Origin of the sequence: Chamaesiphon sp. VAR_69_metabat_338, assembly GCF_031423935.1 — a bacterium.
GTDB lineage: Bacteria > Cyanobacteriota > Cyanobacteriia > Cyanobacteriales > Chamaesiphonaceae > Chamaesiphon.
Map to the genome: position 1 here is coordinate 1 of NZ_JANPGM010000457.1, position 6461 is coordinate 6461.

At 47.6% G+C, this 6461-nt stretch carries 8 protein-coding genes; 4 read left to right on the plus strand and 4 right to left on the minus strand.

The features are described 5' to 3' along the window. Positions 1-363: 363 nt before the first annotated feature. A complete protein-coding gene (locus tag RMO84_RS12635; RefSeq protein WP_310488806.1) occupies positions 364-1731 on the minus strand; it encodes a cytochrome P450 in 1368 nt (455 codons plus the stop codon). 369 nt (positions 1732-2100) lie between these two features. Here RMO84_RS12635 and RMO84_RS12640 point away from each other — a divergent pair, with 369 nt between their 5' ends. After that, on the plus strand, positions 2101-2370 hold the full coding sequence (locus RMO84_RS12640; RefSeq protein ID WP_310488807.1) for a hypothetical protein: 270 nt from the start codon (positions 2101-2103) through the stop codon (positions 2368-2370). Positions 2371-2526: 156 nt separating this feature from the next. Here the strand turns inward: RMO84_RS12640 and RMO84_RS12645 are convergent, their stop codons facing one another. The 3 genes from RMO84_RS12645 to RMO84_RS12655 form a co-directional block, all read right to left on the minus strand. Then, a complete protein-coding gene (locus RMO84_RS12645) occupies positions 2527-2946 on the minus strand; it encodes an HNH endonuclease signature motif containing protein (RefSeq protein ID WP_310488808.1) in 420 nt (139 codons plus the stop codon). After that, a complete protein-coding gene (locus tag RMO84_RS12650) occupies positions 2947-3306 on the minus strand; it encodes a hypothetical protein (protein ID WP_310488809.1) in 360 nt (119 codons plus the stop codon). It lies immediately after the preceding gene. 308 nt (positions 3307-3614) lie between these two features. Continuing rightward, a complete protein-coding gene (locus tag RMO84_RS12655) occupies positions 3615-4748 on the minus strand; it encodes an alanine--glyoxylate aminotransferase family protein (protein ID WP_310488810.1) in 1134 nt (377 codons plus the stop codon). Here RMO84_RS12655 and RMO84_RS12660 point away from each other — a divergent pair. The 3 genes from RMO84_RS12660 to RMO84_RS12670 form a co-directional block, all read left to right on the plus strand. Further along, positions 4728-5072, plus strand: coding sequence for a hypothetical protein (locus RMO84_RS12660; RefSeq protein WP_310488811.1), 345 nt, complete (start codon positions 4728-4730; stop codon positions 5070-5072). The two genes, RMO84_RS12655 and RMO84_RS12660, sit on opposite strands and share 21 nt — an antisense overlap. A gap of 86 nt (positions 5073-5158) precedes the next feature. Beyond that, entirely contained in the window at positions 5159-5524 is a 366-nt protein-coding gene (locus RMO84_RS12665) for a hypothetical protein (protein WP_310488812.1), read from the plus strand. A gap of 135 nt (positions 5525-5659) precedes the next feature. Next, a partial coding sequence (locus RMO84_RS12670; RefSeq protein ID WP_310488813.1) for an NAD(P)-binding protein occupies positions 5660-6461 on the plus strand: 802 nt, incomplete at its 3' end.

A 6461-nucleotide genomic window follows, 5' to 3' on the forward strand; every position in this document is an offset into this window, starting at 1 on the left:
CTATCCATTACGCACAAGTATCCAGAAGCCATGACTGGCAAGCATTCCATTCTTTGGTTGCCTTTTGAGAAAAGGCTGTTTCTCGTCTGCTGCGAACATCATTCGGTCGGTTGCAGAGTCAATCGACCGCGCAACATGAAGGCACAACCCTCTCTGAGTATACGTTACAACGAGATCTGCGTAATGGATAGCAAGCTTGGGAGAGGGGAGCCAGAGCCGGAGGTGAGGGCGGGGTGAGGGCGGGGGGAGGGCGATGTCGTCATTGTTACTTTAATTATGTCCAGCTACTTAACTAGACCGAATCGACAATCGAGCGAGCTAATGCGATCGAACTTTGTTGAGATTTCCGCTCGTGTAAATCGATTATCGATCGCCGATCGCGACTGGTTCGCCGATGCGTTTGAGCGATACGCGGATACCAGTAGCCGGACGCAAAGTAATCGACGGTTGGGGCACGATCTCAAAATTTGGTTCGAGATCTAATTCAAAGCGTTGAGCGATCGTTGCTAATAACAGCACAGCTTCCATCTGGGCGAAACCTTTGCCGATGCAGACTCTCGGGCCATCGCCAAAAGGAATATATACGCCACGCGGCAATTGTTTTTCAAAAGCTTCCGTCCAGCGTTTGGGTTGGAAGGCATCGGGATCGCTAAAGTATTTGGGATGGCGATGCATCACCCACTGACTGATGGTGATGACTGTACCCTGCGGAATATCGTAATCGCCGATCGTTGTATCCTTGGCGGCTTCGCGCCCAAAAATAGCGACGGGTGGGTAGAGCCGCATCGACTCTTTGATAACTTGGTTCGTGTAGGGCAATTTGCCCAGATCGGCGATCGAAGGTAAGCGACCCTGTAAAATTTGTTGCAACTCCGCAGTGAGTTTTTGGCGCACGTCAGGATGTTGGGACAATAGCATTAATGTCCAAGACAAGGCATTGGCCGTGGTTTCGTGTCCGGCGAGCATCAGGGTTGCTACTTCATCCCGCAGCAATTTATCGTTCATTTGCTGCCCGGTATCTTCATCGCGAGCGGACATCAGCATCGATAGCAGATCGTGCCCTCGATCGTCAGTTTGCTGTCGCCGACTGGCAATCAACCCATAGATTGCCGCATCCATCTTGGCGATCGCTTGATGATAGCGGACATTTTCCGGTCGAGGGAACCATTCCCACACCAAAAAATTCTGCCGTCGCTTGCTTTCAAACCAATTCATCGCGACATCTAGAGCCTCCGCGATCGCGTGCGCTTCACCAGTATCGACATTGGCATCAAAGATACACTTCATCACGATTTTCAGTGTCAGGCGCATCATATCGGCATGGACATCGTGGGTTTCGCCATCCTGCCAAGTTTGCAACATCCGATCGGTATACTCGACCATGATTTTGCCATAGTTGTCGATCCGCGACTGATGAAACATCGGTTGCGCCAATCGTCGCTGCGAGAACCAGGATTCGCCCTCAGCCGTCAGTAGTCCCTCACCGAGCAACGTCTTGAGAACGCGAAAACCGCGACTTTTGATGAAAGTGTCGCGGTTTTTGAGCACTTGCTCGATGTAGTCGGGATTAGTGAGTACGCAGCTAGAAGTCAAACCCAAGCGCAGGGGGACGATCTCACCGTAATCCCGACATGTAGTGAGAAAGCCCAGCGGATCGCGACCGAGATCGGTTAGATTGCCCGCAATCCCGTCACCTGCTGGTGCTGGCAGCGTCGATAGATCTTGTGCCATGTGCTTCTAGGTATACTTCATCTAGAATGCTATAGATTTATCTAGGCGACCGCCTCGTCCGTTTGGTAGATTTGTGGGGAGTAGGAAACAGTGTCGGAAAAAGTGGCAAGATCGGAAAATAAATTTGTAGTTGAGCCTCGAAACCCAACACCAGCAACTATCGATCGTGTAAATGTTCGGTTTCACATTCGTTCTACCCAACCTACAGGTAAATTTCTTAACTCACTTTATTGAAATAGACGTACCAGGCTTGAAGATTAGACAATCCTTGACAGCAAAAGGTGATAAAACAAGAGACAATGTTCAATTTTTGTTGAACAAACGGGGTCTAAATTTAAACAACAGAATAGTAATATCCGAGAAAATATTGTGAGATATTTAAGATTTTATGATATTTCATTACAGGATGAAGACGGATGGTTTTATTGTGAATTAGATGGAAAAAATATTGTACAAAGACAGATAAGAGTATTCGGATCTGCAACGTACTGGGCTACTCTTTATGATGAAAAAGATGGTGCGTACATTTTTACAGAGCGACCAGAATTTAATTTTGCAAATTTCCGACCAGAAGATGGTGACTTGGAAATAAGTGCAGATGAATTTGAAGATGTTTGGGACAAAAGTAGAGAGCAGTAAGAGAAGTAGAGTGGATAGAGCTTGTATGGAGCAAAAACTTTTGCTTGCGATCTCGATCTGTGCTGATGATGATATTCGATCGAGTCTATAAAATCGATTGAGCAATTTTAGTCATCGATCGACCTAATTTGGATTGCTATTGACTGGGTCGATCGTTCAATTAGGAGGATGGAGATTAACCATATTCAACACTCGACGTAAATTTACTACCCCTTCCCGATTTAATTGTAGCCGAACTATCGTAGCTCTCCCCGTCGGACTAATGCCAATCAGCTCGGTAAAATCATCACTCCAAATAAAATGCTCAGATCGTAATTGTTGACGTGGATGATATAGCTGTACGAAGTTACCATCGATCGGATCGATCGCTTCAATATGATTATATTTGCGATTGTTGCACCCCTGACAGGCGAGAGCTAGATTATCTAGATCGTAAGTCCCACCTTTGGACAAAGGAATAATATGTTCGATAGAAAAAGGATCGGGTGAATACTTGACTTGACTCCAACAATACTCACAGTATCCTCGCGCTCTTTGAGTAATCAACTCCTTTTGTTGAGCAGTTATTTCAGTCATTTAATGAGACTCTGGAATTCCTAACTCTTGCATTACTTCAGCTAAAGACTGACCGCGCAGATTTGCCAGTTCGATTAATGCTTGCATCCGGCGAACATTTGCAACTTCCAATCGATCGCTAATTGCAATTAGTTGCTGTTGCTCCGCTTCTGTCAAAGTTTCAGCTTGGCGTTTAGCAATGAGTAGATGATATTCCGACCACGTATCTGATAAAACTCCAAGATTGATTTCTTTGAGCAAATCTGTTTCTTGACTCGTTCCTTTTTCCAACAAAGTTAATCTAACTCGTCTACCAGAAAATTCATTAGCATTAGCAAGAATTTCTTCCCAAGTTCCTTCTATTTCTAGAGTCGATCGCATAAGAGATCTATCGATAGTTATAAATAGATTTTAGCCGATAGCCGCTAGATAGACAACCAAATTAAAAACGTCACCAGCACAGGCACAAATGAATCCTACCAATTTAACAGCAACGGCAACCGCAGTACCTTGGGTACAGATCCCCTCGACAGTTGGCAACTGGGGACAATGGAATTTACGAAAGTAGCAGTAGGCTAATCGATCGAATCTATTGCGCTAATCGATCGCCAATTTCAAATTATGCTGGCGATCGATTTTGGGGTTGATGACTCGATCGCTAAAATTAGCCGATCTCGCTACTTTTAGATTTAGTTTATAACTTGTTTGAGTGCCGCAACTAAGCGATCGACTGTCTCCGTCCGGCTGTTATAGCCCATTAATCCTACGCGCCAGACTTTGCCAGCGAGTTCGCCCAAGCCGCCACCGATTTCGATATTGTGTTCGGTGAGGAGTTTCTTGGCGACGGCTTTGCTATCGATACCATCGGGGATACAGACGGTAGTGAGGGTGGGTAAGCGATACTGTTTCTCTACGTGCATGGTTAGTCCGATCGCTTCTAAACTCGACCAGAGATATTCGACGTTGGTTTGGTGTCGCGCCCAGCTTTTATCGATGCCTTCTTCGGAGACTAGTCGTAAGGCTTCGCGCAAACCGTAGTAGAGATTGATGGGGGCAGTGTGGTGATACATCCGCTCCACGCCCCAATATTTACCCAGTAACAGCATATCCAGATACCAGTTGGGCACCTTTGTCTTTCTCGCTAAGAGTTTGGCCATCGCGCGGGGACTCATGGTAAATGGCGATGCGCCTGGAGCGCAGCCCAAGCCCTTTTGAGAGCAGCTATAGGCTAAATCGACACCCCACTCATCGAGATGAATTGGCACGCCACCCAGACTAGTTACAGTGTCCAGTAGTAGCAAACAGTCGTACTCCCGACACAATTCGCCCACACCCTCGATCGGTTGGCGGCAACCCGTCGATGTCTCGGCGTGAACCAACCCCAGAATTTTGGGGCGATGTTCGGCCATGGCGGCACGGAGTTCATCGAGAGAGAAATTTTGCCCCCAAGGCTTAGTCATAGTGCGGACATCCGCGCCATAGCGTCCGGCCATATCGACCAATCGATTGCCAAAATATCCCGCCACCCCAATCAGCATGACCTCCCCAGGTTCGACACTATTAGCGATCGTCGCTTCCATGGCTGCCGAACCCGTACCGCTGACGGCGATCGTATGGGGATTGTCAGTTTGCCAGACGTACCGCAGGAGGGATTGAATCTCGTCCATAATCTGCAAAAAAGCCGGATCGAGGTGTCCCAGTGGTGTCGTACTCATGGCTGTTAGCACTGTGGGATGTGCATTACAAGGCCCTGGCCCCATGAGCAGTCGATCGGGAACGGTGAGGGGAGAGAGCTGTTGTAATTGATTAGTTTTGATGGGCATGGGGATGACGATCGATTATTTCAAGTAGATTTTAGTTTCCCCGATCGCTCGATCTCTGGGCGTAGCAATTTAACGATAAGTTACAAAATTATGGGAGTGAGGTATGCAAAGTTGCACGATGACTGGATCGGTAATTTTGAGTTGGCACTCCCAACGTCTAGCTTCAAGCCAACTGAAACTAATGCCAAAAATCTTTATAAGACCCATGTCTCTGTCTTTAGAGAGACATTTGAGAATCTAAATTTGGCTGAAGATCTGTCTATCGATCGATTCATTGAGACAGCAATGCCTAGTAAAACTAAGATGTGCGAGTTACAGAGATAATTTCACCTCATCATTGTAGTTTTCGACCTCTAACCCGCTCGATAACAGCATTAGCAGCATGTATGTAAATTTTAGCGGGAATATTCATGAAAGCCACCTCCAGTCTCATCGAACCCATCTCTGGCGGCATGACACCCCCGCCCAAAGTCGATACGAGTTTTTCCGTGGTGAGCAGCACGGCAATTCTGCTAGCAGTGGCTACCGCCATTGCTGCATGTATTTCTGCCAAGAAACGGCAACCTGTAGCCAAGCTCGAAGCGGATAGTGCGGTCAAGTGCCAAAGCTGCAAGTATTTCGATCGCAATCTCTACTTGAACTGCGCTCTTCATCCCAGTTCGGTCATGACCGAACTGGCAGTTGACTGTATGGACTACTCCCCAAATCAGCAGACTCAAAGAGTTAAGGAATGGAAACAAGCCATCCCTTTTATTAACAAGATTTTTCCCAACTAAATTACCTTTGCCTCTGCACCACACCGCAGAGGATTTCACCGCCACCCTCAGAGCCGACTCACTCAAGTACGACACAACCCCCCACTTTCTACTCTCGACCAGCCACCCACATCGTTCCGGTGTGGACTTAAATTTATGGAGCCAGATTACCTAATTATCGGTAGTGGTTTGTCAGCATTGGTATTTGGTGCGCTAATGGCCAATGCTGGCAAAACAGTCCGCGTCCTCGAAGCACACGAACATCCTGGTGGCTTTGGACATACCTTTACCCTCGCCAAAAAGTATAAATTTAACGCCCAACTCCACTATGTTTGGGACTGTGGCGAAGGACAAACGGTACATAAAGTCCTCACTAAACTCGGCTTAGAGCGCAAAATTACGTTCGAGCGGTACGATCCCGATGGTTTCGATCGAATGCGGATGCCCGGTTATCTGCTGAATATCCCTGCCGATCCGGCCAAATTAATCGATCGATTGTCGCAGTTGTTTCCAGCTGCCAGCGAGAATATTCGCCGGTTTATTAATGAAGTAGAAACAACTGGTGCGGGGATGAAAATTATCGCCCCGCCGGTTTCACCCCTAGAATTACTCAAACAGCCTCAGACTGTCTTGACGACTGCTCGCTACCTCAATAGCACCCTGCAAGACGTCTTCGACAAATTCCAGCTACCGCAAGCTGCTCAGACTCTACTGGCTCTGCAATGGCCGGACTTTTTGCTGCCCCCAAACCAGCTTTCATTCTATGCTTGGGTGGCCTTATTTAGGGGCTACCAAGCTGGAGCCTATTATCCCACCCAGCAGTTTGAAGCGGTGGTCGCTGCCTTTGTCGATACGATCGTCTCTAACGGCGGCGAAGTGTTGCTAGAGCATGAAGTGCGGGAGTTTGTCATCGAAAATCGCGCGGTAACTGGCGTGCGGGCGATCGATCTCACCACGA